This is a genomic window from Brucella anthropi ATCC 49188 (assembly GCF_000017405.1).
In the GTDB taxonomy this organism is placed as follows: Bacteria; Pseudomonadota; Alphaproteobacteria; order Rhizobiales; family Rhizobiaceae; genus Brucella; species Brucella anthropi.
The window spans coordinates 1,605,001-1,628,984 of sequence record NC_009668.1 but is presented as its reverse complement, the minus strand read 5'-3'; the positions used below and the strand labels follow the sequence as shown (position 1 = coordinate 1,628,984).

Genomic DNA, 23,984 nt, shown 5'->3' with positions numbered 1-23,984 from the left:
CGATGAGCGCGCTTTCCCTCAGCCGTTATCTTCCCGATTTTTCGACCCATCATATTGAGGATGAGGCGATCGAGATCATTGCTGCGCCTGCGCCGCAGATGCCGCTGAAAGACACACCCCCGCCACAGGCAGGCGGCGATGGAGCGAAGCGCCCCGTCTCGGCTGAGAAAGCCGCCGCTGCCGAGCAGGCCGAAGTCGCCGCTATCATCGCCATCGAGGAAGAAAAGCGCCTGGCATTCGAAGCAGGGCGCGAGGACGGCCACCGGGAAGCCCAGGCGCTTTACGACGCTGAAAAGACGCGGCTTTTGCGCGAGCATGAGGCCGAGATCGAGACATTGCGCGCTGCATTTTCGCGTGAGCAGGCCTTGCTCTTGGCGGGTAGTCTGACCGAAGCGCTGACCGCGCTTGAACGAAACTTTTCCGGTCAGATCGCCGAAATCCTGATGCCTTTGCTGGCGGAAAAGATGGAGCGTGAGGCGGTCGCGGAATTTGCGCGGCGCATTGCGGCGCTGGCGCTCGATGGCGAAGCACCGGAAATCTCCGGTCCGGCGCGACTGATTGTGCCGCTTCGCGATCATGCGGCTCTGCTGCCGTCAGGTTGCCGGTTTTCAGAAACCGGGGCGGAAGAACTTTCCTTTTCCTTTGGCGACCGGAAGCTTGAAACGCGCATCGCGCCGCTTCTTGAAGAATTGAAGGCTGCGGTTCAATGAGCATCGATCCCGAAACCAAACGTGAGATCATCATTGTTCGCCGGGGCGGGCACGACGATCATGACAGCCATCATGGTGGCGTGTGGAAGATTGCCTATGCCGACTTCATGACTGCAATGATGGCCTTCTTCCTCGTCATGTGGCTCATCAATGCCGCCAATGAGGAAACCAAGGCAGCGGTTGCCAGCTATTTCAACCCCGTCAAGCTGATGGACCGGCATTCAAGCTCCAAAGGCGTGCAGGACGTCGAGGAAAAAGACGGCAAGGTTCGCTATGAGAGCGACCAGAAGATCGAAAACAGCACGAAGGTCATCAACGATACGACGGTTGCGCCGCCAAGCGACCAGGAAGAGCGCCAGCTTTTCCGCGAACCCTATGCAGTCCTCTCGGAACTGGCTCATGAAACCGGTGTTCTGCAGAACCAGTCGGCCAAGGGCGATGGCGGCACCTCGCAATCCGGTCCGGCAACGGGTGCCGAAGGCGGTGAAGCCTATCGCGATCCGTTCAGCCCGGATTACTGGTCGAGCAAGGCTGTCGATGACCTGACCCCGCCTGATGCTGCGCCTGCCGCACCACCTAAGCCGGAAACAGCACAGCCGAAGCCGGAGGAGACTGCAAAGCCTGCAGAAACGCAGGAGCAGCTTATTGCCGACCTGAAGAAGGCAGCTGAGGGCGAAGCCGCGAAAGAAGGCGCTGAGGCGAAGAAAGCCGAGCCGATGCCGGATGTGACGGTCGTTCCGGTCGATGGCGGTGTGATGATCCAGCTCACCGACAAGATCGATTATGGCATGTTCACCATCGGCTCGGCCAAGCCGGATGCCCGCGTGGTGCAGATGCTGGAGCGTATAGCGCAGGTGATTTCCCGCCAGCCGGGTGAAGTCATCATCAGCGGGCATACGGATGCGCGCCCATTCAAGAGCGCGACCTATGATAACTGGCGTCTGTCTTCGGCGCGGGCGCAGATGGCTTATTACATGCTGGTTCGCGGCGGGCTCGATGAAAAGCGTGTGCTGCGCGTTGAAGGCTATGCTGACCGCCAGCCCAAGAACGCCAGCGATCCGAATGCGGCTGAAAACCGCCGCATTGATATCTTTCTCAAGTCTGCCCCATGATGCGGCTCGCCAAGCGCTCCTTGCTGGCATGTGTTGCAGGCTTGTCCCTGATGGGAGCGGCGTACCCGGCTTTTTCGCAAATGCAAACACTGGCTGAGACCCGCGCGCTGCCGGTGCTGGAGCCTTACAAGCTCGTGCGTTCGCTGCGCATGTTGCAGGATCAGGTCGTCGCCGGAAAACCGGAAGCAGTGGTGATGCTGAACAAGCTTCTGGGCTTTGTCAGCGCGGATATGGGCCGAGCGTCGAATGACGTCTGGAGCAATCCGGAAAATGTCTATGCGGCGATCATCTATCTCTTCAACGGCGGCAATCCGGAAGCGGTGCGCAAGGTTCTTGCCGACCTCAAGACCGATGCGGTGCCGCCGGAGCTGGTCAAGGGCGCATTGGCCTATGCTTCCGGCCAGACGATTGAGGTGGTGAAACTTTTCTCGGTCCCGCTTTCGCCTGATGTTCCGGCGGAACTGAAGGCATCCATCGTGCTTGTCACCGCTAGCCAGATGACCGCCTTCGACCCAGCGACGGCCTTGATGCGGCTTGATCAGGTGCGACTCGATGCGCCGGGCACCTTGTTTGAGGAAGCGGCAATCCGCCGTTCGATGCCGATTGCGGCCAAGCTCGGCGATGCCGACAAGATCAGGCTCCTGTCGCGCAACTATCTCCAGCGCTTTCCGCGTTCGCCCTATATGCGTGATTTCATGGCGCAGTTTGTCGATGCTGCGGTGAAACTCAACGACCGTATCGGCAATGCGGAGCTGGCAAAACTGATCGGCTCTGCCGATCCGGTGATGCAATATTCGCTTTATCTACAAATCGCGCGCGGTGCGCTTGTAGATGGCCAGACGGAGCGGGCGCGTTTCATGTCGGCAGAGGCGAAGAAACTTGCTGACAGGCTGAAGGCCGACCCTACCCGCGCCAATCTTTATGCTGCTGCAAGCGATGTGGCTTCGGATTCGGCGGGCAGCGCGCTGCGTGAACTGTCGCAGATTTCACCCGACAAATTGCAGGAGCGTGACCGGAAATTGTTGAAGGCCGCTGAAGCGGTCGGCACGGTGGTTACACGCACTCCAGATGCTTTGCCGCCTGCAAAACCTGCCCTCACCGAACGGGATGTGCCGCCAATGGCAGTGGCGGATTCGCAGGAGCATGAGGCCGTAAAACCTGAGCCGACCCCGGCGGGGGTTAGCATGAAGCCGGTCAAGAACCAGCCGGAAGACGACTTGCAGAAAACGATGGAAGATGCGCGGCGCAAGCTCGCAGAGATCGATGCCTTGCTAGGAAAGACCGTTCAATGAGCATTGATATTTTGCTGAATTCCACCAGCCGACTTGCTTCGCTCGCCCGAAATTCAGGTCCTTCCCAGGCAAAAGCCGAGGGTGAGGCGCAGGATAATGCTGACCCGGCAAAATTGTTCAGTTCGCTTCTCGAAAAGCCTCAGGGCAAGGTCGAAAAGAAGAGCGACAGCGAAGCCAATGCGGGTTCGGATGAGACAGATACGAAGGATGAGGAAGGTTCAAAGCCGGTCGCTCTGTTTGCCCTGCCACAAAATCTCCTTTCTTTGGACGCTTCTTCGCCTGAATTGAAAGGGGCAAATCACAGTTTTTCCACGCCGAATACTGCGAAAAACGACACAAATGCCCCCGATCCGCTTTCTGCCTTAATTAAAGACATCGATCCGAAGCAGGTCGAGGGGCAGGGGGGCGAGCTGCAGGCCGATCTGAAGAAGCGCACGCCTGAAACAGTGCCTTCGAAGGCTGCAGCAATCTTGACGGCCAGCACCAAACCGGATCAGGCAATCAATCAGGACGCACCGAAGGCTACCGGCGACAATCAGGCCGAAAACGCTTCGGACGATCTCGCCAGCCTTCTGAAAACTGATAAGGGGTCGGCACAGCAGCAGTCGGGTCAAATGCCTGACAGAACTGATATCCAGCAGCAGCCACCCGCAAAGGGTAACGCGCCTGCAGACATCAAGGCAGCCACCACGCCATCGCAGGCAGCAGCCCGGATAGCCGACATTCAGGTGGTTTCCGAGCGCAGCTTCGGAACGGTCAAGACCTTGCAGATCAAGCTCGATCCGGTTGAGCTTGGAGCGGTGACGGCGCGTATCCGTGTGGCGTCGGAAGGTATCGAGGTGCATCTCGTCGCTGAAAAGACCCATGCGGCGGAAGCGCTCGCCGCTGACCGCTCGATGATTGAGAAAGCACTGAAAGCGGCGGGCATTGCAGACGATGCGAAAATTTCAGTGACTGTCGCCGACCGCAACGCGGCGGGTGCCGTGCAGCAGGCACAGGCATCGCAGAATGCGGGCCAGCAACAGGCCAGTGGCCAGCAACCGGGTCAGCAGCAAGCTTTCAACATGCAGCAGGGCTTCGACGGGCGAAACGGCGCTGAGGCACAGGCGGGTTTTATGGGCGGTGAGGGCAGGCAGAATGGCGAATCCGGTCAGGCAGGACGCGAGCGTTCAGACATGCAAACCGCTCATGACAACGGGAACGGTATTTCTCGCAATGATGGCCGCGGCCGCGGTCTGGTTGTCTGATAGCAGCCCGGCCCGCGCCGAAAATATCTGCGAGCGTGAAATGCACCGGGCATCCGCCCGCTACGATGTGCCGCTTGGCATACTCTACGCGGTCGGCCTCACGGAAACCGGTCGCAAGAACTCGCTGCAACCTTATGCGATGAATATTGAAGGCCGTGCCGAATTTATGCCATCGCAAATGGCGGCGGTGAGACGCTTCGAGGAAGTGCGGGCCGAAGGTGCGAAGCTGGTCGACCTCGGTTGCATGCAGATCAACTATTATTATCACGGCAAGGAATTTCCGTCGGTCGCCGCGATGCTGATGCCGAGCCTCAATGTTGATTATGCGGCGCGTTTTCTGCGGCAGCTTCGACAGCGCGAAGGCAACTGGACGATGGCGGTTGCGCGCTATCACGCAGGCCCGAACAACGACCCCGCCCAGAAGCGTTATGTCTGTCGCGTGATGACGAATATGGTCGCCACCGGCTTCGGAAACTGGACGCCACAGGCGCGAAGCTTCTGCTTTGGCTGAACACGGATCCCTTGGAATTTTACAGGTTGTAACAGAACGTCAGATACACTCGGTTTGTCTATGTTCAACCTGTGATTGTCGGGTCCGGTGGAAGCTAAATTAGCACGCGGATTTTTAAGCCCTTGTAAAGAATCGTAAAAGTTCGTGAGCCGTTAACATCTGGTTAAGGTTCTTACGGCTAAAGAGGTAGGCGCATTGCAATCAGTGCGATTCCCATTAAATTAGAATGTACTAAATTGCCTCCCAATATATTGCGGGCAACTAATTGCCATTGTTGCTGATTCCTCCTGCCAGTTATTCCTATCGTGCTTGGGCTAACATATTGATTCGGAAGGCGGGCCGATGATTGTTGTCGTAGACGACAGGGACATAGTGACTGAAGGATACTCTTCCTGGTTCGGTCGCGAAGGCATCACGACAACAGGTTTTACCCCTACCGATTTCGACGAATGGGTCGAGAGCGTTCCACAACAGGATATTATGGCTGTCGAAGCTTTTCTGATCGGCGAATGTGCAGATCAGCATCGCCTTCCAGCCCGGATTCGTGAACGCTGCAAGGCGCCCGTCATCGCCGTCAACGATCGCCCCTCGCTTGAACATACACTTGAGCTGTTTCAATCCGGGGTTGACGATGTTGTTCGCAAACCGGTGCATGTGCGTGAAATCCTTGCGCGCATCAATGCGATCCGCCGCCGTGCAGGTGCATCAGCTGCTTCCAACGACAGCGGCACTGAGCTCGGCCCGATCCGTGTTTTCTCCGATGGTCGTGATCCGCAGATCAATGGCATCGATTTTCCACTGCCGCGTCGCGAGCGCCGCATCCTGGAATATTTGATCGCCAATCGCGGTCGTCGCCTCAACAAGGCGCAGATTTTCAGCGCGATCTACGGCATCTTCGACAGTGAAGTCGAAGAAAACGTCGTTGAAAGCCATATCAGCAAGTTGCGGAAGAAGCTGCGTGAGCAGATGGGTTTCGATCCGATCGATTCCAAGCGCTTCCTCGGCTACTGCATCAATATCGAGTGATATTGCTGCATCTCCATAATCCCCAGTATCGCGATTTCGAGCGCATTTGCGGATTTCTGAAATCGTGCCGGTCCCCTCAGTAAAAGCGTAGAAAATCCCGAGGCTACAGTTTCACGCAAGCGTGGTCCATTAGCTTTACCGCGGATGATTGGGTCGGTGTGCCGATTCAGTCGCTCGGTTTTACGAATTCCAGCCCGACGGTTTCGGACTTTGAGCTGGTTGCTACAACTAATCAGGAGCTGCCAATGAGCCTCTACGGTATGATGCGGACCGGTGTTTCGGGAATGAACGCGCAGGCGAACCGCCTGTCGGCGGTCGCTGACAACATCGCGAATGCGAGCACCGTCGGTTACAAGCGTGCGGAAACCCAGTTTTCGTCGCTCGTTCTGCCCAGCACTGGCGGACAGTATAATTCCGGCAGCGTTCTGACTGATGTTCGTTACGGCATTTCCGACCAGGGCGGCATCCGCTCCACATCGTCCACGACAGACCTTGCCATCGACGGCAACGGCTATTTTGTGGTGCAGGGGGCGGACGGCTCGACCTTCCTGACCCGTGCTGGCTCCTTCGTTCCCGACAAGAACGGTAATCTGGTCAACTCAGCCGGCTATTATCTGTTGGGCGCGGGCCCGAACGACCCGGCTGGCGCGCTGACAATGGCCGGTTTGAACATCATCAATGTCAACAGTGCAGCACTTCCGCCGGAGGCCAGCACGTCTGGCAATTTCACGGTCAATTTGCCGTCTACCGATCAGATCCCGGCGGCGGGTGAGTTCAATCACAAGACGTCGCTGATTTCCTATAATGACAAGGGCGAGAAGATCACGCTCGACGTTTATTTCACCAAGACCGGTGCGGATGAATGGAGCGTCACGGTCAAGAATGCTGCCGACGATGCAGTGGTCGGTGGTCCGACGACGCTGACATTCGATCCGACAACAGGCGACATGACGTCTGCCGGTGGTGTTGCGGTTGATCTTGGACCCTATGGCGGTCAGAATCTCAATCTCAATCTGGGTGCATCCACGCAGCGCGCAGGTGACTACACCATTTCGCAGGCGCAGATTAACGGTCAGGCACCATCTGCGGTCAAGGGCGTGGATGTGGCCAATGACGGTTCGGTCGTCGCCATCTACGAAAACGGCACACAGAAGGTTCTGGCGCGTATTCCGCTGGCCAATGTGGCAAGCCCTGATCGCATGACGGTTGTGAGCGGCAACGTGTTCCTGCCGAGCGCGGACTCGGGCGATGTCCGCCTCGGTTTCCCGCAGAGCGACGGCATGGGCAAGGTCATGTCGGGCACATTGGAGGAATCCAACGCCGATATTGCGCAGGAACTGACCGACATGATCGAGGCGCAGCGCAGTTATACGGCCAATTCGAAAGTATTCCAGACCGGTTCCGAACTGATGGACGTGCTGGTCAATCTGAAGAGATAAATCGAGACGATTCCGGGGATGGCGAAGAAGTCTTCCCCGGAATTGCAGCATTGAGAATACGGACCGTTCAGGCAACAGACACGGTCCGCACATGGGGCAGTTCCGATATCAGCGGAATTATCAGGGGCTTTCCAGGTGTTTGTTTTAGCCGCATTTCCGGACGCGAGACCGCTTCGCGCTTTTCGGGGATGCACTTGTAGGATGGGGTAAGATGTCGCTTAGTTCTGCTCTTCTGACGGCCAAAAGTTCGCTTGCGGCAACGTCCAAGCAGACCTCCGTTGTCTCTCGCAATATTGCGGGCGCCAACGATCCGGATTATTCCCGGCGCACGGCTTCTCTCGTATCGGGGCCCTACGGTTCTCTTTACGTGGGCATCAGCCGGTCGGCGGATGAAGCCTTGTTCAACAAGTTCATCCAGTCCAACAGTACGGCTTCTTCCTCTTCCATTCTGGCAGGCGGGCTTGACCGCCTTTCGTCGCTTTATTCGGCAGATAATTATTCCGGTTCGCCATCGGCACTGATCGGCGATTTGCGCGATGCACTCCAGACCTTTGCCGCTTCTCCGTCCAACAGCGCGCTTGGCGACAGTGTTGTCTCCACGGCGCAATCGCTTGCCAATGCGCTCAATGCCGGAACCAAGCAGGTTCAGTCGCTGCGCAATGATGCGGACCGTGAAATCGCGGATTCCGTCGCCAACATCAATGATCTTCTCGCCAAGTTCGAAAAGATCAATCAGGAGATCGTCGGCGGTACGCGCGCCAATCGCGATGTCTCCGACTATATGGATCAGCGCGACTCGATCCTGAAGCAGCTTTCCGGCGAGATCGGCATCACCACCATGATGCGCGGCGATAATGACATGGTCATTTTTGCCGAGAACGGCGTGACACTCTTTGAGACCACGGCGCGCAAGGTGAGCTTCGAGCAATCGACTGTGCTGGCGCCGGGTATTGCCGGCAAGGCGGTACTGGTGGATGGCGTTCCGCTCAACCACGAGACATTCGACCAGCCTTATGGAACGGGCCGCCTGAGCGGCTTGCTGCAGCTGCGTGACCAGATCGCCCCGCAATATCAGATGCAGCTTGATGAGATTGCGCGCAATCTGGTGACGATGTTCGCCGAAAGCGACCAGACCGGCGTTGGCGCGGACAAGACGGGCCTGTTCAGCTGGGCCGGTTCGCCGGATGTTCCCGGTGCGGGCGTCTCGGCAGGCATTGCAGGCACTATCAAGGTGTCGTCGGCCTTCGTTACGTCGGAAGGCGGCAGCTCACTTCTTCTGCGCGACGGTGGGGCCAACGGGGCTGACTACAAGTACAATAGCGAAGGTGGGGCAGGTTTCAGCGATCGCCTGCGTGCGCTCAACGAAGCATTCTCCGAGCCGATGACTTTCAATTCGGTGGCGGGTCTGGCGACAAACTCCAGCCTGACGGACTACAGCTCATCATCGATCAGCTGGCTTGAAGGCAAGCGCCAGAAGGCCAACAGCGAATTCTCCTATAATGCGACGATTGCCAGCCAGGCAGACGCAGCCCTTTCCAACGCCAATGGTGTCGATATGGATACCGAAATGGCGCTGCTTCTCGATCTTGAACATTCCTATCAGGCATCGAGCCGGGTGCTGACCACGATCAGCGCAATGCTCGACGATCTTCTCAACGCGGTGTGAGGCCAATGAAAGCGCAATCGATTTCCACCTATGGCGCAACGTCAGCCCTGCGAGCCCTTGTGGCGAAGAACAAGGCCGAAATGTTGAAGGCGCAGCAGGAAGCGACCACGGGAACCGTGTTCGATGTTGGTCTGTCGCTTGGCTCCAAGTCTGGCCAGACCGTATCGTTGCGCAAGGAATATGATCGCCTGAGCGTGCTTACAGACATGAACAAGCTGGTGCAGCAGCGCATGAATGCGACGCAGACCGCTGCCGGCACGATCATCGAGAACACGCAGAACTTTCTGGGCGACCTGACGGGCGCCAACAATACCGCCGAAAGTGCCTCCACGATTGCGAAGTCGGCAAAGTCTATTCTCAACTCCGTCACCGGTCTGCTCAACACCAGCTATAACGGCGAATATATCTTTGCCGGTGTAAACACTGATGTGAAGCCGGTTGCCGACTATACCGAAGGCAGCGCCGCGCAGACAGCGGTGCGCCAGGCGTTTCAGACGCATTTCGGTTTTGCCATCGACGATCCGCAGGTGGCGAACATCACCGGCGACGAAATGAAGGCCTTTCTGGAAGGTGATTTCGCTGACGAGTTCAACGATGCCAACTGGGCCGCAAACTGGTCGGATGCATCGGACACGGTGATCAAGAGCCGTATTTCGCCGACAGAAACGGCGGATACATCGATCTCGGCCAATGCTGACGGTTTCCGCAAGACCATCATGTCGGCGGTCATGGTGGCCGAATTCGCAACCATCGGCCTCAATAACTCGGCTTTTGAAGCCCTGACGCATCAGGCCATGCAGACGACGACGACGGCGATCACCGAAACCACCTCGGAACAGACGACGCTCGGTCTCGCCCAGTCGCGCACCGAAGCTGCAACCACGCGCATCGCGGCACAGCAAAAAATCCTGAACCAGTCTGTGCTCAATCTCGAAGAAGTCGATCCTTATGAAGCGGCGACACGCGTCAACGCTCTGAAGACACAGATTGAAACGTCCTATTCGCTGACGGTTCAGCTGCAGAATATGAGCCTGCTCAACTATCTCAGATAGTTGAGATGAAATGAGGACGGACGCAGCATGATGCGAGCCCGTCCGAACTGATAGACGGAGAAACCATGTATCAGATGCGCTACGAAGATGTCATGAATGACGATATGGCGAGCGCCAAGGAACGGGAACGGGCATTGTTCGACCGTTCCATCGCAATGCTCGAGGCAGCGAAGGCAAATGGCAGCGGCTCGCGTGAGGCGATTGACGCGGCCTATTTCACGACAAAGCTCTGGACCACGATCATCGATGATCTGGGGTCCGAGGAAAATGTGCTGCCGAAGGAACTGAAGGCCGCGATCATTTCCGTCGGTATTTTCGTGCTGAAGGAAATCGAGCGCATCCGTCAGGGCGAAAGCAATGATTACGCCACGCTGATCGAGATCACACAATCGATCCGGGATGGGCTTTGAGATGACCCCAAACGGAAAACCGGCCATTCGCCTTTCGCTGCGCGCGGGCGAACGAATCTTCATCAACGGTGCCGTACTGAGAGCCGACCGCAAGGTCTCGCTCGAACTCCTGAACGATGCGACCTTTCTTCTGGAAAACCATGTTCTCCAGCCGGAAGACACAACCACGCCGCTGCGCCAGCTCTATTTCGCCGCGCAGATGATGCTGATCGAACCGGCCATGCGCGAACAGGCCCACTCCACTTTCGCGCAGATGCTGAAAGGCATGTTCTCGACGTTCAAGGATGCGGAAATCCTGAATGCGCTGAAGCTGGTCGACGAGCTGGTGCATAACGGGCGCATTTTCGAGGCGCTCAAGACAATTCGCGCGCAATATCCACGCGAGGCCGAACTAATGGGCCTTGAGAGCCCTGTTTTGCCCGTGGCTGCGACCCGGAAATCTGCGGAGGCAAACCCATGACCACGACACCGCCGATTGGCACAAATACGACGAATAACAACACGACGAACAACAGCAATTCCGCGGCCAACAAGGCGAGCGTCGATTACAATTCATTCCTGAAACTTCTGGTGACCCAGATGCAAAATCAGGATCCGACGCAGCCCATGGACGCGACGCAATATGTTTCGCAGCTTGCGACCTTCTCCAATGTCGAGCAGGCCGTGCAGATGAACAGCAAGCTTGAAACGCTGATCGCCAATACGTCTCTGACACAGGCCGAAGGCTGGATCGGTCGCACGCTGACCAATGCCGATGGCAGCATATCGGGCGTCGTGAAATCCGTTACCATCCAGTCAAACGGCATGCTGGCCGAACTGGAAGACGGCAAGACGCTGATGATCGGTGCAGGCGTCAAGATCAGCTAGGACCGATGCGGTGAACGAAGCCGACGCGCTTGATATCGTCAATTCTGCAATCTGGACCGTGCTTATGGCAAGCGGTCCGGCGGTGCTTGCCGCCATGCTTGCAGGCATCGGCATCGCACTTTTCCAGGCGCTGACGCAGATTCAGGAAATGACGCTGACCTTCGTGCCGAAGATCATCGTCATTTTCGTCGTGCTGGCCCTGACCGCGCCATTCGTCGGTGCGCAGATCAACTCCTTCACGCTGCTGGCCTATTCTCGTATCGAGAAGGGGTTCTAGCACGTAGCCTTCGCGCAAGCTTCGCGAGCTAAGGTCCGTCCCGAAACAGGAGACGGATGTGCAGCAGGCAGCGGCTAAACCCTTGATGAAAAGCGGACTTCTGACCGGCAGCGATATGGGGCTGGCGGTTGGCATCATCATCATCCTGACCGTGCTTTTCCTGCCTGTTCCGGCTGTCGTGCTGGATATTGGTCTGGCGTTTTCGATCGCCTTCTCGGTCCTGATCCTGATGGTTGCGCTCTGGATTCAGCGCCCGCTAGACTTTTCCGCCTTTCCAACGGTGCTGCTGATCGCCACCATGATGCGATTGTCGCTGAATATCGCGACGACACGCGTGATTCTCACCCACGGCAATGAAGGCTATCTTGCCGCCGGTCATGTGATCCACGGCTTCTCGCAATTCGTGATGGGCGGCGACTTCGTCATCGGTCTGGTCGTTTTCTGCATTCTCATCATCGTCAACTTCCTCGTCATCACCAAGGGCGCGACGCGTATCGCGGAAGTGGGCGCGCGCTTCACCCTCGATGCCATTCCCGGCAAGCAGATGGCCATCGATGCCGACCTGTCGTCCGGCCTGATCGATGAAAAGGAAGCGCAGCGCCGCCGTCGCGAGCTGGAAGAGGAAAGCTCCTTCTTCGGCTCCATGGACGGTGCTTCGAAATTCGTGCGTGGCGATGCGATTGCCGGTCTCATCATCACCGCCGTCAATATTTTCGGCGGCATCATCATCGGCGCTACGCGCCACGATATGGATATTGCGCACGCAGCCGATGTCTTCACCAAGCTGTCGGTCGGCGATGGTCTGGTAACGCAGATTCCGGCCCTGATCGTCTCGCTTGCCGCCGGTCTTCTGGTGTCGAAGGGCGGCACACGCGGCTCCGCCGATCAGGCGATCTTCGGTCAGCTGGGTGCCTATCCGAAGGCGCTTCTGGTTGCGGCGATGCTGCTCTTCGTCCTCGGCATCATGCCGGGCCTGCCAGCCTTCCCATTCTTTATGCTCGGTGGCGCAATGGCTTTCATCGGTATTGCCGTACCCCGTCGACAAGCGCGCCAGCGCGAGGCGGAAGCCAACGAGGCCGGCAAGAAGCAGCGCGAAGCGGAAGAGCAGGAGCGCAATTCCGTCAAGGCGTCGCTCGAAACCAACCAGATCGAGCTTTGCCTCGGCAAGCAGCTTTCCGCCCGCCTGATCGCATCGCAGCAGGAGCTGGCGCATCGCGTCAACAAGATGCGCCGCAAGTTCGCGCAGGAATACGGTTTCGTCATCCCTGAAATCAAGGTCACGGACGATATCGCGCTTCCGCCGAAAAGCTATCGCATTAAGATTCACGGCACGGCAGTCGCCAGCCACGAGCTGCGCGTCGGTGAAACGCTTGTCGTGCTTGGCGACCGCCCGATCCCATCCATTCCGGGTGAGGAAGTGCGCGAACCGGCCTTCGGTATGCGCGCCTATTCCGTGCCGGAAACCTTTGCGTCCGATCTCCGCCGCGATGGCTATATGACCGTGGACAATCTCTCAGTCCTGCTGACACATTTGAGCGAAATCGTCCGCAACAATCTGGCCCAGCTTCTTTCCTACAAAGATATGCGCATTCTGCTGGACCGTCTCGGCTCTGAATATCGCAAGCTTCTGGAAGATATCTGCCCGACGCATATTTCCTATTCGGGCCTGCAGGCGGTGCTGAAGCTGCTGCTCGCCGAACGCATTTCCATCCGCAACCTGCATCTGATCCTTGAAGCCATTGCGGAAATCGCACCGCTCGTTCGCCGCCCGGAAATGATCGTGGAACATGTCCGTATGCGCATGGCGCAGCAGATTTGCGGCGATCTTTCCGACAATGGCGTGCTGAACGTTCTGCGTCTCGGCAATCGCTGGGATCTGGTCTTCCACCAGAGCCTCAAGCGTGATGCCAAAGGTGAAATCGTCGAATTCGACATCGATCCGCGCCTGCTGGAACAGTTCGGCACCGAGGCCTCCACCGTCATTCGCAAGCATTTCGACAATGGCGAACGTTTCGTGCTGGTTTCGTCACCGGAAGCGCGGCCATACATTCGCATGATTATCGAGCGCTTGTTCGCCACCCTGCCTGTCTTGTCCCATGTCGAAATCGCACGTGGCGTGGAGGTGAAGTCACTCGGCGCGATTTCGTAAGAGGACAGCGTTCGTCGATCCTCTGATCCTTCGAGACGGTTCCCTTCGCTTTGCTCAGGACACCTCCTCAGGATGAGGGGAGCGAGGGTTGGAGACGCCCTGCCCGCGCTCAGGGCACTTCCTCAGGATGAGGAAAGAGTTCTAGCGTCCACACCCCTCATCCTGAGGAGCCATGCCGAGCTTGTCGAGGCTTGGCGTCTCGAAGGGCGAGGGGAGTAGTTATTGCTTCATACGATGAAAGGGCCTTGAGTGCCTGTCGCGCAATTGCCGCTCAACGAAATCATCCTGGCCGCCGTTCTGGCGTTCTGCCGCATCGGCGCGTGCCTGATGCTGATGCCGGGGCTTTCGAGTGCGCGCATTCCGTTGCAGGTCAGACTCTACATTGCACTGGCCTGTTCATTCGCGGTCCTGCCGCTGGTGTTGCAGCGTATCGTTACCGTTGTCGATGCCGGGCAACCGTGGACCCTGTTCCGCCTGATGGCGAGCGAAATGTTTGTCGGCGCGGTGATCGGCATTCTGGCGCATATCTATTTCTGGGCGCTGCAATTCATGGCCAGCACGATGGCGGTTTCAGTCGGATATTCCGGCTCGCCTGCCGATGCCATCACCGAAAGCGAACCGCAGGCGACACTTGCCACCATCGTCACTTTCAGCGCTCTGTTCCTGTTCTTCATTACCGATATGCATCTGGAAATCTTCCGGGCGCTGCTCAATTCCTATGTGGCGATTCCGGTTGACGGGCAGTTTCGCCCCGATGCGGCAATGATCGACTTCACCGATGCGCTTTCGGCGGCTTTTCTGGCAACGCTGCGTATTGCAGCGCCGTTCATCGTTTTTGCGATTCTCGTCAATTTCGCCATCGGTCTGGTGAACAAGCTGACGCCGACCATACCGGTTTACTTCGTATCGATGCCATTCGTGCTGGGGGGAGGGCTGCTGGTGGTCTATTTCATCCTGCCGGAACTCCTGCGCTTCTTCACCAACGAAACTGCGACGCAGCTTCGCGAGCTGTTTTGAGGGCAGCTATGACGAATCCGCGCAATCTCAAGAAGCTCATTGAACTGCAAAAGCTCGGAAGCGCCCGGCTGGAACAGGCTCTTGCTGCAGCCAATGCGCGCAAGGGCGCGCTGGATGAAGAGCGAGAGGCGCTGATCGCCATGCAGGACCGCCGCTATGATGGCGATGCGCTCAATATCGATCCGTCGCTGCTCATCAAGCGCCTCGGCAATAACGCTGCCGAATCGCTGCAGCTTGAGCAGCGTCTCGAATCACAACGCAAAGCACTTCTGCAGGAACAAAGACGTGTCGAGTTGCTGGAAGAGCGGCTGACGGATGCTGAAAATGATCGCGAACGGCGCGAACTTTCCAGCCTAATCGAGGAATTTATTAGCCGGAAAACGACAAATAGGCCGCAAAACCCTGATTGAGCGCAAAATCGAGGCTGAACGCACGCACAAGTTTCAGTCAAGTTTGACCCATTATGGTGCAATCAACAGAAGAAGGAATGGCGCATGGCGATCAACCCGCCGTCAGATCTGGTGATGGACGTGGCGCGTGCCGCCGATCCGCAAGCCTATCGCATGGCGGCGGAACGGCTGAGAGCGCCGTCCGCATCGGGAACCATGGTGGCATCCACTGGGGCAGCTACAATGGCGGCACCCGCCGCCGGTGGTGGACTGACGCGGGATAATTTCGCCAGCTTTTCCGACAGCCTTGCGGCTGGGGTCAGCGTGCGACCGGATGCGCAGAATGCGGCCAGTCCGGCTTATCGCAAGTTCGAGGCCTTCATGCTGCAATCCTTCGTGCAGTCGATGTTCACCAGTGACACGACGGCGACCTTCGGGAAGGGGATTGCCGGTGAATACTGGAAGTCCATGATGGCGGAAGCCATGGCAAACAAGATGGCGGATGGCGGCGGTGTCGGCATTGCCAAGTTGCTTGAGGAACAGGCGGCGCGCAACGGGCGGGCAGACGCGCCGACGACGATAGCGTTAGGAGACGTGATCAATAATCTGGGAGAAAGTGTGGGCCAGAACGGCGTATCGAAGGACATTGTGCATGGCTTCGAACGCAAGCTCATTCAAAAGCAACTCGACAACAACAGCGATACGGACAGCGCGCGCGGCTGATTGGCCCGCAACCATAGCGTCCGCCATGCTTCATAATTGAGGACCCCTAAATGACCGAGACAAGCTCTGAAAACAGCCTGCCGCCAGAGGATTCGCAAATCGTCACTGTCACGAGCGAACCGGGTCAGGCGCTGGCAGAGGAACCGGCCGAGAACCCCACATTGAAGCCGGTCGTGCGGGCAATCCAACGTCTGGAAGATGTCATCGATACTGAAACGCGTCTTCTTCTGGAGGGCGGCAATCCGGATCTGGCGGAAATCAACTCCCGCAAGAGCCGTGGGCTTTATGATTTCAACAAGGCGATCAAGAAAGCGGCCAGTGCTGCCGAACCGGCGACGATGAAGCGGCTTCAGCCGCTGCTCGACAGCCTGAAGCAGAAGCTCGAGAGGAATTGCGAAGCGCTGCAGCTGCATCTGCGGGCCGTCGGTGAGTTGGCTGATCTCATTCGCGGTGCGCTGGAAACGCAGGAAGCGGACGGCACCTACAGCATGCAGAGTGTGAGGCTCGGTCACGCACGATGATCCGCATCATTGCCATCGGTCTGTGGATTTGTGCCGTCGCTTTCGGCTCGCTTTTCCTGGCGGTTCGCCAGAACGTCTCATCTTCGGGTGAGGCGCAGGCGGCGACCAGTGGATTTGGCGGCGTGGATTACGTCAAGACAGATGTGATGAGCGTGCCGATCATCTCGAATGGCGGCGTCGCCGGTTATGTGGTGACGCAGCTTGTCTATACGGTCGATTCGAACATTCGCAAGAAGCTGACCGTGCCGCTCGAATTCTTCATCAACGATGAGATATTCCGTAAATTCTATGGCAGCTATTCGGATACGAAAGAGGTCGAGAAGGTGAGTTTCGAGGACGTTCGTGCCTCGATCATCACCGATCTCAATGCGCGGTTCCCCGAGCCGGTCATCAAGGACCTTCTGGTCGAGCAGTTCAACTATATTTCAGCGGAAGAAATCCGTGCCATGAACATGCGCGGCACGCCGACACCGACGGCACCGGCCAAGCAGTCAGAGAAGCAGGCCAACGCAGAGCCTGTCAGTCACAGCGAATAGTATTTTCCTGCAAGCTGGGCGAGGCGCTCGTCATCGAGCGGTGCGACCGCCGGGTCGGATACAAGCTCCACACCCATTTCACGACCATCCCGCCAGGCCACGCGGGCCAGAAGCGCGCGTCCGTAATAATCGTCAAACAGCCAGAAGCGTTCGGGCAGGGTCGGGACTTCGACAGTTCTCAGCTTGGCGCCATGGGGCGCGATATCGCTGAACTGGCATTCGATGATGAAACGCCCATCGAGCCCCACGATCTTTCCGGAGCGCAGCCTTGTACGCTGTCTCTCTTCCCTACGACGTTCGTGGGATGGCTTAACCCGTGCCATATCAAAATCTTACCTGCTATTCCCCTGAGACTAATCTAGCAGGTTTCGATTGCCGATGCGTTACTTTTTAAACCGGGATTTTGCGGACATGGTTACCTTGAACAGGTTCCTGTTTGTCAGTGCTCGCCACAAGCTTCGCAGAGGCCGCGCAGCTCCAGTGTCGTCTTGCGCGACTTGAAACCGTTCTGAAGGCTCCAGGCGCTGACAAGGTTCTCGATCGCCGCGTCGGAGAATTCCGTCACCTGACCGCATTTCTCGCAAATCGCGAAAGCCACCAGACCCTGCTGATGGCATTGCGGATGCGCGCAGGCAACGAAGGCGTTGAGGCTTTCAAGGCGATGAATCATCCCGTAATCGAGCAGCTTTTCCAGTGCGCGATAGACCTGCAACGGCGCGCGGAAACCGTCGTCACGCAACTGGTCGAGGATCGTATAGGCGCTGAGTGGGCCTTCCGCTTTGGACAAAACGTCGAAAACCAGTGTCTGATTGCGGGTGAGGTCCTGCGGGGCGTGATGATGGTGATGCGTGCTCATTGTCCAGCGATCCGTTTCGGTGATGCCTGTTCCCTCTTATGTAGGGGTAGCAGGCTCAAAATGAAAATGGCAAGCGCCGCGACCACGATTGAAGGGCCGGATGGCGTGTCGAAATGAATGGAACCATAAAGTCCGCCGATAACCCCCGCAGCACCGATCAGTGAGGCCAGAATGGCCATCTGTTCGGGTGTGGAGGAAAAGCGGCGTGCCGTCGCTGCCGGAATGATCAGCAGCGAGGTGATCAATAGAATTCCGACGATCTTCATCGCAATGGCGATGACGATGGCCAGAAGCAGCATGAAAACAATGCGCGACAGGGCAGGGTTCATGCCTTCGGCGCGGGCAATATCCTCGCTGACGGTGGCAGCAAGGAAAGGACGCCACAACCAGGCCAGAACCGCCAGCACAAACACCCCGCCGCCATAGATGAAGGCGATATCCATTCGCGAGACAGCCAGAATATCGCCGAACAGGAACGACAGCAGGTCGACGCGCACCCATGTCATGAAGGCAACGAGGACGAGGCCAAGCGACAGCGTGGCATGGGACAGGATGCCGAGCAGCGAATCCGCCGACAATGTGTGTCGGCGCTGCAAGAGCAGCAGAATGGCTGAAATCGCCACGGCAACGGCGAACACGCCGATCATCATATTGATGTCGAAAATGAGCGCCAGCGCCACGCCGAGCAGGGCGGAATGCGCCATGGTATCGCCGAAATAGGCCATGCGCCGCCAGACGATGAAGCAGCCGAGCGGTCCGGTCGTGAGCGCAAGCCCGACACCGGCGATGATGGCGCGGGTGAAGAAATCGTCAAGCACGCGGCGCGCTCCCTTCGTGATGATGATGTTCATGATCATGCCCGTGTTCATGGTCATGATGATGGCCGTCATCGGCGTGGCAGTGATCCGTCACGGAACCGTCGGCATGAAGCACGCGCCCGTCCGGCAGATGCGTGTGATCGTGATGATGCTCATAAACGGCAAGCGGTCCGACGGCCCGGCTGCCAAACAGCCGCATATATTCAGGGCTCGCCGTCACATCGCGCGGCGTCCCGCTGCAGCATACATGCCCGTTGAGGCAGATGACGCGGTCGGTCGCCGCCATGACCAGATGCAGGTCGTGCGAAATCAGCAGCACGCCGCAGCCTGTGTCGTCGCGCAGTTTCGCAATCAGTTCGTACAATGCAGCTTCGCCGGAAAAGTCGACGCCCTGCACCGGTTCGTCCAGCACCATGAGGTCCGGTTTGCGCGCAAGTGCGCGCGCCATCAGCGCCCGCTGGAACTCGCCGCCTGACAGATTAGCGATTTCCGCCTTGGCCAGATGCGGAATGCCCACCACTTCCAAGGCCGTCTCGGTATCCTTGCGCGAGAGAGGCCCCGTCAGGGTCATCAGGCGCTCGACCGAAAGCGGCAACGTGCGGTCGATATTGATCTTTTGCGGCACATAGCCGATGCGCAGGCCCGGCGCGTGGATCACGCTGCCTTCGTCTGGTTTCAGGATGCGCAGCGCCATCTTGGCGGCGGTGCTCTTGCCCGCGCCATTCGGACCGATCAGGGTGACGATCTCCCCGCGCTCAACACTCAGGTCGACATTGCGCACGAGCCAGCGCCCGTCGCGATAGACGCCGGCATCCTTCAGTTCAATCAATGTTTCCCGCGCTTTTTCGGCGGGGAGGGCGGTCTTCCTGCTCATCTACTCTGGGCTTTCAATGCCTGTATGTTCGTGTCCCACGCACGGATCATCCGCCGATTCGAAATTTTTCCCAGCGTCTTTTTCCGTTGCCGCTCTATTGCGCAACCGCCGCTGTGATTTTTCCAAAATGGGGGTTGCCTCACCTTATGACAGACGTTATAGCATAACGCAACTGACGTAATAAAATAACATATCACAAGAATGTGGTGCCCCTCCCCAATCGTACAAGAGAGAGACTATGAAACATCTTCGCTCCCTCCTCCTAGCCTCGGCATTTCTGGCTGGTACGGCAAATGTCTCACTTGCCGCAGAACGCGACGGCGTCGTGGTCTCGATCAAACCGCTCCATTCCATTGTTTCCGCAGTCATGCAGGGGGTGGGCGAGCCGAAACTGATCGTTCAGGGTGCGGGTTCCGAGCATGTCTACAGCCTGAAACCCTCCGATGCCGAAGCAATCGAGCACGCCAAGGTGATTTTCTGGGCCGGGCCGTCGATGGAAACCTTCCTCGACAAGCCCATCGATACACTTGGCGATGGCGCAAAGGTTGTCGCTCTTGGTGAAGCGGAAGGACTGACCAAGCTGAAGTTCCGTGAAGGTGGTCCGTTCGAAGCGCATGACCATGGCCATGAAGGTCACAACCATGGTGCCGAAGGTCATGACCATGGTAACGATGACAAGAAGGATGCCGCCGATGCCGACAAGGGGCACAATCATGCCGCCGAAGCATCGGAAAGCGGGCATGACCATCACCATGGTCACGGTGAATATGATCTGCATTTCTGGCTCGACCCGCAAAACGGAAAGGTTCTGGCGGCGGATATCGCCAAGACGCTCGGCGAAAGCGACCCCGAACACGCTGCGCAATATGAAAAGAACGCCAAGGACTATGGCGAGAAGATTGACGCGCTGACCAAGGAAGTCGCCAGCGAACTGGAGCCGGTAAAGGACAAGCCGTTTATCGTCTTCCATGATGCATACCAGTATTTCGAAAATCGTTTCGGTGTGAAGGCGGCCGGATCAATCACGGTCAGCCCGGAAAAGGCGCCGGGTGCCGCGCGCATCAAGGAAATTCACGAGAAGATCAAATCGCTTGGCGCAACCTGCGTGTTCTCCGAACCGCAGTTCGAACCGAAGCTGGTGAATACAGTTATCGAAGGAACGGATGCCAGGACAGGCGTTCTCGATCCGCTGGGGGCAGAGCTGAAGGATGGTCCGGATCTCTATCCGCAGCTCATTCGCAATCTGGCGGATTCGTTGAAGGACTGTCTGTCGAAATAGGGCCAACAGCTGCGACCGCGCCCTCGCCAGGTGCACGCCCATAACTTGGTAGCGGTCGCAACGGTGCCGGGCTGGACCCTGCTTTAACTTACGGGCAGCCCGGCACTAGAGCATTTCCTGTTTTAATTGAATCATTGGAAATGCTCTATCTGTTTGTTTTTCAGCATGTCTTTATCCCGAAACCGGTTCCCACTTTCGGGAGACATGCTCTAATGAGTGCGCCTCGACCTGATTGAAGCGGATCGAAACTTGCATTTCGACACTCAAAGGCGGCTCAGGCCGCCTATTTTCACCACTAAATCTGTTATGATATAACATTAAGGAGAAGAGAATGCGTAGCTTTGTGAAGGCGCTTCAGGCTGGTGCTGTCTTGACTTTTCTTGCTCCCGCAATCGCGGGTGCTCATGGAATCTGGATTGCAGAACGTCACGGAACGCAGGCGGTTGTTTACGGTCACGGCGCAAGCGATGAGGCCTATGACCCGCAGAAGCTCAAGACGGTTACGGCCAAGAATGGAGAGGGCAAGGATGTCGCCGTCGAGATCAAACGACAGGAAGATCATGCCCTGCTGAGCGTGCCCAAGGATGCAGTCGTGGTCAGCGGCACATTCGACAATGGCTTCTGGGCCGAGGGTCCGGACGGCAAGTGGGTCAACAAGCCGAAATCGGAAGTGCCGGGCGCAAAACAGTCCAGCCAGAGTCAGAAATTTGCTGTCGCCATTCTGGATCATCTGCGCAAAAAGCCAGAAGCCCAAGGTTTGCCTTTCGAAATCGTTCCGTTGATGGACCCGACAATATTGGAGGCGGGCAACGAGCTTCCCGTGCAGGTTCTGTTTGACGGAAAGCCGGTGGAAGGCGTCGAGGTTACGGCGGATTATGTCAATGACAGTCGCGCAGCGCCGGTGAAAACCGACGCGGAAGGCATCGCCAGGATCAATATCCGCAACGCGGGTCTCAATGTCGTTGGGGCGGGCTATTCCAGGCCGCTGTCTGATTCAAAGGAAGCGGACAAGCTCAGCTATTTCACCACGCTGACCTTCAACCTCGATCACCACCATCACGATTGATTCTACCCAGTTTGATGAGGAACGGAGTCATGAGAAAGAGACTGCCCGTTACGGTCTTGTCCGGTTTTCTCGGGGCCGGAAAGACGACACTGCTCAATCACGTGCTCAATAATCGCGAGAACCGCCGCGTCGCGGTGATCGTCAATGATATGAGTGAAGTGAATATAGATGCCGCCCTCGTTCGTGAGGGCGGCGCCAATCTCTCCCGCACGGATGAACAGCTGGTCGAAATGACCAATGGCTGCATCTGCTGCACATTGCGCGATGATCTCCTGAAGGAGGTTTCACAACTGGCAGCTCAGGGACGCTTCGATTATCTGCTGATCGAATCGACCGGCATAGCCGAGCCACTGCCGGTTGCCGCCACGTTCGAGTTTCGCGACGAGAAGGGCAACAGTCTTTCGGACGTTGCCCGGCTCGATACGATGGTGACAGTTGTTGATGCCGCCAATCTGCTGAAGGATTATGCATCGAGCGATTTTCTGCGTGATCGCGGCGAATCCCTTGGCGAAGATGACGAGCGCACGCTTGTCGATCTTCTGGTTGAACAGATCGAGTTCGCCGATGTCGTCGTGCTGAACAAGATATCGACCGCTTCAAAAGAGGAGCGTGATCTGGCGCACAAAGTCATCCGCTCGCTCAATCCCGATGCCCGCATCGAGGAGGTCGATTTCGGAGAAGTGTCGCTCGACGCCATATTGGACACGAAGCTTTTCGACTTCAACAAGGCGCATGAGCATCCGCTCTGGTACAAGGAGTTGCATGGCTTTGCCTCGCATACGCCCGAGACCGAGGAATATGGCGTTCGCTCCTTTGTCTATCGTGCGCGACGTCCCTTCGATCCTGAACGGTTTCAATCGTTCATCGACAAGGGCTGGCCGGGTGTCGTGCGGGCGAAAGGCTTCTTCTGGCTTGCCACCCGTCCGGATTTTGTCGGTGAAATCAGTCAGGCGGGCGCGTTGGTCCGCACCGGAAAAAGAGGGCGCTGGTGGTCATCCGTGCCGAAGCAATACTGGCCGGCGGAACCCGAATGGCAGCGCGCCATGGAGCCATATTTCCATAAGGTGTGGGGTGATCGGCGTCAGGAGATTGTGTTCATCGGTGTCGATCCGATGCAGGAAGATGCGCTCATCGATGAGCTGGATCAATGTCTTCTTGAGGAAGAAGACTTCGTGCCAGAGCGCTGGTCGGGGCTGAACGATCCGTTCCCGAACTGGTCGGCCGCCGCGGCTTGAGGCCTATTCTGACAGTGAGGCTATATCCATGGCCTTGCTGTCGGCTAGCGTCCGATGATCCAGAACGCTGGCGATGGCTTCGCGCACATCGAGCATCATATGGCGCACCTCGCATTCGTCCTCATCGCAATCGTCACATGGGCGATAGTCTGTCTTGCTGGCGCAGGCGATGGGGGCAAGCGCGCCGTCGAGCGCGCGGATGATATTGCCGATGGCAATCTCGTGGGCCGGGCGGGCCAGACAGAAGCCACCGCCTTTGCCCTTGCGACTAAGAACGAAGCCGGCATTGCGAAGTTCGGTAAAAATATTGTCGAGAAACTTGCGCGGTATATGGTGCTTCTCGGCGATTTCGCTGGCCGAAACCAGCTGTCCATCTGTAACGCCCGCCAGATGCACCATGGCTTTCAGGCCATATTTGCCCTTTTTAGTCAGCATGCCACCCCTGTGGAGCATTTCCTCTGGGAACGGAAACCGGTTTCCGTCCGGAAATGCATGAAAAGAATACGCCACACACGCCGCCAGCGTGAGCTGGCACCGTTTCGCAAGATCAGGCCGAATATCTGTGAGTGCCTGTATATAAGAAGTTAGGGGGTAAACCCCGCCGCGACAAGTCTTTTTGCCGCTACAGCATCGGCCCGAAAATCGGAATCGATTTTGGAATGCACGATGCGTGACTTCTATAGTGTGGAACATCCGCGATGGCGCATGGCGTTCACGCGGCTAATCTCGTCCGTTGGCCAGCAAGGCGAGCGATAATGCTCCCTGCAACGCATCGCCAAGCGCGGGCCGAAAGCGTTCCCGATGCGGTAGAAATGGCAGGGCTGCATAGGATGAGGCGAGGCCTCCCGTCAGGCTGAACCGGCCAAGCGTTTCTATACCGAGCTGATCCAGACCGCGGGCAATATAAGAGCA

The 23,984-nt window shown here is 57.4% G+C and carries 28 protein-coding genes (1 of these 28 running past the window's edge); 22 read left to right on the top strand and 6 right to left on the bottom strand.

Annotated elements, in window-relative coordinates:
• Positions 1–2 precede the first annotated feature (2 nt).
• The 19 genes from OANT_RS21665 to OANT_RS21575 all read left to right on the top strand — a co-directional run bounded on the left by OANT_RS21665 (position 3) and on the right by OANT_RS21575 (position 16,944).
• Positions 3–710, top strand: coding sequence for a hypothetical protein (locus OANT_RS21665; RefSeq protein WP_012093505.1), 708 nt, complete (start codon positions 3–5; stop codon positions 708–710).
• Complete coding sequence (locus OANT_RS21660; protein WP_012093504.1) at positions 707–1,822, top strand: flagellar motor protein MotB; 1,116 nt, start codon at positions 707–709, stop codon at positions 1,820–1,822. Before OANT_RS21665 ends, OANT_RS21660 begins: the two co-directional genes overlap by 4 nt.
• On the top strand, positions 1,819–3,114 hold the full coding sequence (locus OANT_RS21655) for a chemotaxis protein (protein WP_012093503.1): 1,296 nt from the start codon (positions 1,819–1,821) through the stop codon (positions 3,112–3,114). The genes OANT_RS21660 and OANT_RS21655 overlap by 4 nt, the downstream gene beginning before the upstream one ends.
• A complete protein-coding gene (locus tag OANT_RS21650) occupies positions 3,111–4,361 on the top strand; it encodes a flagellar hook-length control protein FliK (RefSeq protein ID WP_012093502.1) in 1,251 nt (416 codons plus the stop codon). The genes OANT_RS21655 and OANT_RS21650 overlap by 4 nt, the downstream gene beginning before the upstream one ends.
• Positions 4,330–4,872 (top strand): transglycosylase SLT domain-containing protein, encoded by a 543-nt coding sequence (locus OANT_RS21645; protein WP_012093501.1) that lies wholly within the window; start codon positions 4,330–4,332, stop codon positions 4,870–4,872. Before OANT_RS21650 ends, OANT_RS21645 begins: the two co-directional genes overlap by 32 nt.
• A gap of 342 nt (positions 4,873–5,214) precedes the next feature.
• Positions 5,215–5,898 (top strand): flagellar transcriptional regulator FtcR, encoded by a 684-nt coding sequence (ftcR, locus tag OANT_RS21640; protein ID WP_010660744.1) that lies wholly within the window; start codon positions 5,215–5,217, stop codon positions 5,896–5,898.
• A 245-nt stretch (positions 5,899–6,143) separates the two neighbouring features.
• Positions 6,144–7,337 carry a flagellar hook protein FlgE gene (locus OANT_RS21635; RefSeq protein WP_040128577.1) on the top strand — a complete coding sequence of 398 codons (1,194 nt, stop codon included), beginning with the start codon at positions 6,144–6,146 and terminating at the stop codon, positions 7,335–7,337.
• A gap of 211 nt (positions 7,338–7,548) precedes the next feature.
• On the top strand, positions 7,549–9,003 hold the full coding sequence (gene flgK / locus OANT_RS21630; RefSeq protein ID WP_012093499.1) for a flagellar hook-associated protein FlgK: 1,455 nt from the start codon (positions 7,549–7,551) through the stop codon (positions 9,001–9,003).
• A 5-nt stretch (positions 9,004–9,008) separates the two neighbouring features.
• Positions 9,009–10,055, top strand: a complete 1,047-nt coding sequence (locus OANT_RS21625; RefSeq protein ID WP_012093498.1) for a flagellar hook-associated family protein — start codon at positions 9,009–9,011, stop codon at positions 10,053–10,055.
• Positions 10,056–10,120: 65 nt separating this feature from the next.
• Entirely contained in the window at positions 10,121–10,465 is a 345-nt protein-coding gene (gene flaF, locus OANT_RS21620) for a flagellar biosynthesis regulator FlaF (RefSeq protein WP_012093497.1), read from the top strand.
• 1 nt (position 10,466) lies between these two features.
• Positions 10,467–10,925: a flagellar biosynthesis repressor FlbT gene (gene flbT / locus OANT_RS21615; protein ID WP_012093496.1), complete on the top strand. Its 459-nt coding sequence runs from the start codon at positions 10,467–10,469 to the stop codon at positions 10,923–10,925.
• Positions 10,922–11,332, top strand: a complete 411-nt coding sequence (gene flgD, locus OANT_RS21610; RefSeq protein WP_010660750.1) for a flagellar hook assembly protein FlgD — start codon at positions 10,922–10,924, stop codon at positions 11,330–11,332. Before flbT ends, flgD begins: the two co-directional genes overlap by 4 nt.
• Positions 11,333–11,342: 10 nt before the next feature.
• Complete coding sequence (gene fliQ, locus OANT_RS21605) at positions 11,343–11,609, top strand: flagellar biosynthesis protein FliQ (protein WP_006469393.1); 267 nt, start codon at positions 11,343–11,345, stop codon at positions 11,607–11,609.
• 85 nt (positions 11,610–11,694) lie between these two features.
• Entirely contained in the window at positions 11,695–13,758 is a 2,064-nt protein-coding gene (flhA, locus tag OANT_RS21600; protein WP_010660751.1) for a flagellar biosynthesis protein FlhA, read from the top strand.
• Positions 13,759–14,007: 249 nt separating this feature from the next.
• Positions 14,008–14,775: a flagellar biosynthetic protein FliR gene (gene fliR / locus OANT_RS21595; protein WP_012093494.1), complete on the top strand. Its 768-nt coding sequence runs from the start codon at positions 14,008–14,010 to the stop codon at positions 14,773–14,775.
• Positions 14,776–14,783: 8 nt separating this feature from the next.
• The gene (locus OANT_RS21590; protein ID WP_012093493.1) at positions 14,784–15,185 is read left to right on the top strand and encodes a hypothetical protein; all 402 of its coding nucleotides are present in this window, start codon (positions 14,784–14,786) and stop codon (positions 15,183–15,185) included.
• Positions 15,186–15,269: 84 nt separating this feature from the next.
• Entirely contained in the window at positions 15,270–15,887 is a 618-nt protein-coding gene (locus OANT_RS21585; protein ID WP_012093492.1) for a rod-binding protein, read from the top strand.
• A gap of 50 nt (positions 15,888–15,937) precedes the next feature.
• On the top strand, positions 15,938–16,408 hold the full coding sequence (locus OANT_RS21580; RefSeq protein ID WP_012093491.1) for a flagellar protein FlgN: 471 nt from the start codon (positions 15,938–15,940) through the stop codon (positions 16,406–16,408).
• Positions 16,405–16,944 carry a hypothetical protein gene (locus OANT_RS21575; RefSeq protein ID WP_010660756.1) on the top strand — a complete coding sequence of 180 codons (540 nt, stop codon included), beginning with the start codon at positions 16,405–16,407 and terminating at the stop codon, positions 16,942–16,944. The genes OANT_RS21580 and OANT_RS21575 overlap by 4 nt, the downstream gene beginning before the upstream one ends.
• Here OANT_RS21575 and OANT_RS21570 read toward each other — a convergent pair.
• The 4 genes from OANT_RS21570 to OANT_RS21555 form a co-directional block, all read right to left on the bottom strand.
• Entirely contained in the window at positions 16,932–17,267 is a 336-nt protein-coding gene (locus OANT_RS21570; protein ID WP_010660757.1) for a PilZ domain-containing protein, read from the bottom strand. The genes OANT_RS21575 and OANT_RS21570 overlap by 13 nt on opposite strands.
• Positions 17,268–17,383: 116 nt before the next feature.
• Positions 17,384–17,800 carry a Fur family transcriptional regulator gene (locus OANT_RS21565; RefSeq protein ID WP_010660758.1) on the bottom strand — a complete coding sequence of 139 codons (417 nt, stop codon included), beginning with the start codon at positions 17,798–17,800 and terminating at the stop codon, positions 17,384–17,386.
• Positions 17,797–18,657: a zinc ABC transporter permease subunit ZnuB gene (gene znuB / locus OANT_RS21560; protein ID WP_040128583.1), complete on the bottom strand. Its 861-nt coding sequence runs from the start codon at positions 18,655–18,657 to the stop codon at positions 17,797–17,799. Before znuB ends, OANT_RS21565 begins: the two co-directional genes overlap by 4 nt.
• Positions 18,611–19,492, bottom strand: a complete 882-nt coding sequence (locus tag OANT_RS21555) for an ATP-binding cassette domain-containing protein (protein WP_010660760.1) — start codon at positions 19,490–19,492, stop codon at positions 18,611–18,613. The genes znuB and OANT_RS21555 overlap by 47 nt, the downstream gene beginning before the upstream one ends.
• A 238-nt stretch (positions 19,493–19,730) precedes the next feature.
• On the opposite strand from OANT_RS21555, the gene znuA reads away from it, so the two are divergent.
• From znuA to zigA, 3 genes are all read left to right on the top strand, one after another.
• A complete protein-coding gene (znuA, locus tag OANT_RS21550) occupies positions 19,731–20,771 on the top strand; it encodes a zinc ABC transporter substrate-binding protein ZnuA (RefSeq protein WP_012093489.1) in 1,041 nt (346 codons plus the stop codon).
• 331 nt (positions 20,772–21,102) lie between these two features.
• Complete coding sequence (locus OANT_RS21545; protein WP_012093488.1) at positions 21,103–21,837, top strand: DUF4198 domain-containing protein; 735 nt, start codon at positions 21,103–21,105, stop codon at positions 21,835–21,837.
• Positions 21,838–21,866: 29 nt separating this feature from the next.
• On the top strand, positions 21,867–23,072 hold the full coding sequence (zigA, locus tag OANT_RS21540; protein ID WP_012093487.1) for a zinc metallochaperone GTPase ZigA: 1,206 nt from the start codon (positions 21,867–21,869) through the stop codon (positions 23,070–23,072).
• Between the two features lie 3 nt (positions 23,073–23,075).
• On the opposite strand, the gene OANT_RS21535 is transcribed toward zigA, so the two are convergent.
• Both OANT_RS21535 and OANT_RS21530 read right to left on the bottom strand, forming a co-directional pair.
• A complete protein-coding gene (locus OANT_RS21535; protein ID WP_012093486.1) occupies positions 23,076–23,507 on the bottom strand; it encodes an RrF2 family transcriptional regulator in 432 nt (143 codons plus the stop codon).
• A 285-nt stretch (positions 23,508–23,792) separates the two neighbouring features.
• Positions 23,793–23,984, bottom strand: the end of a protein-coding gene (locus OANT_RS21530) for a glucosamine kinase nucleotide-binding domain-containing protein (protein WP_012093485.1). It continues 690 nt past the right edge of the window; 192 of the gene's 882 nt are visible here — the last part of the coding sequence; its start codon lies off the right edge, out of view; it ends in the stop codon at positions 23,793–23,795.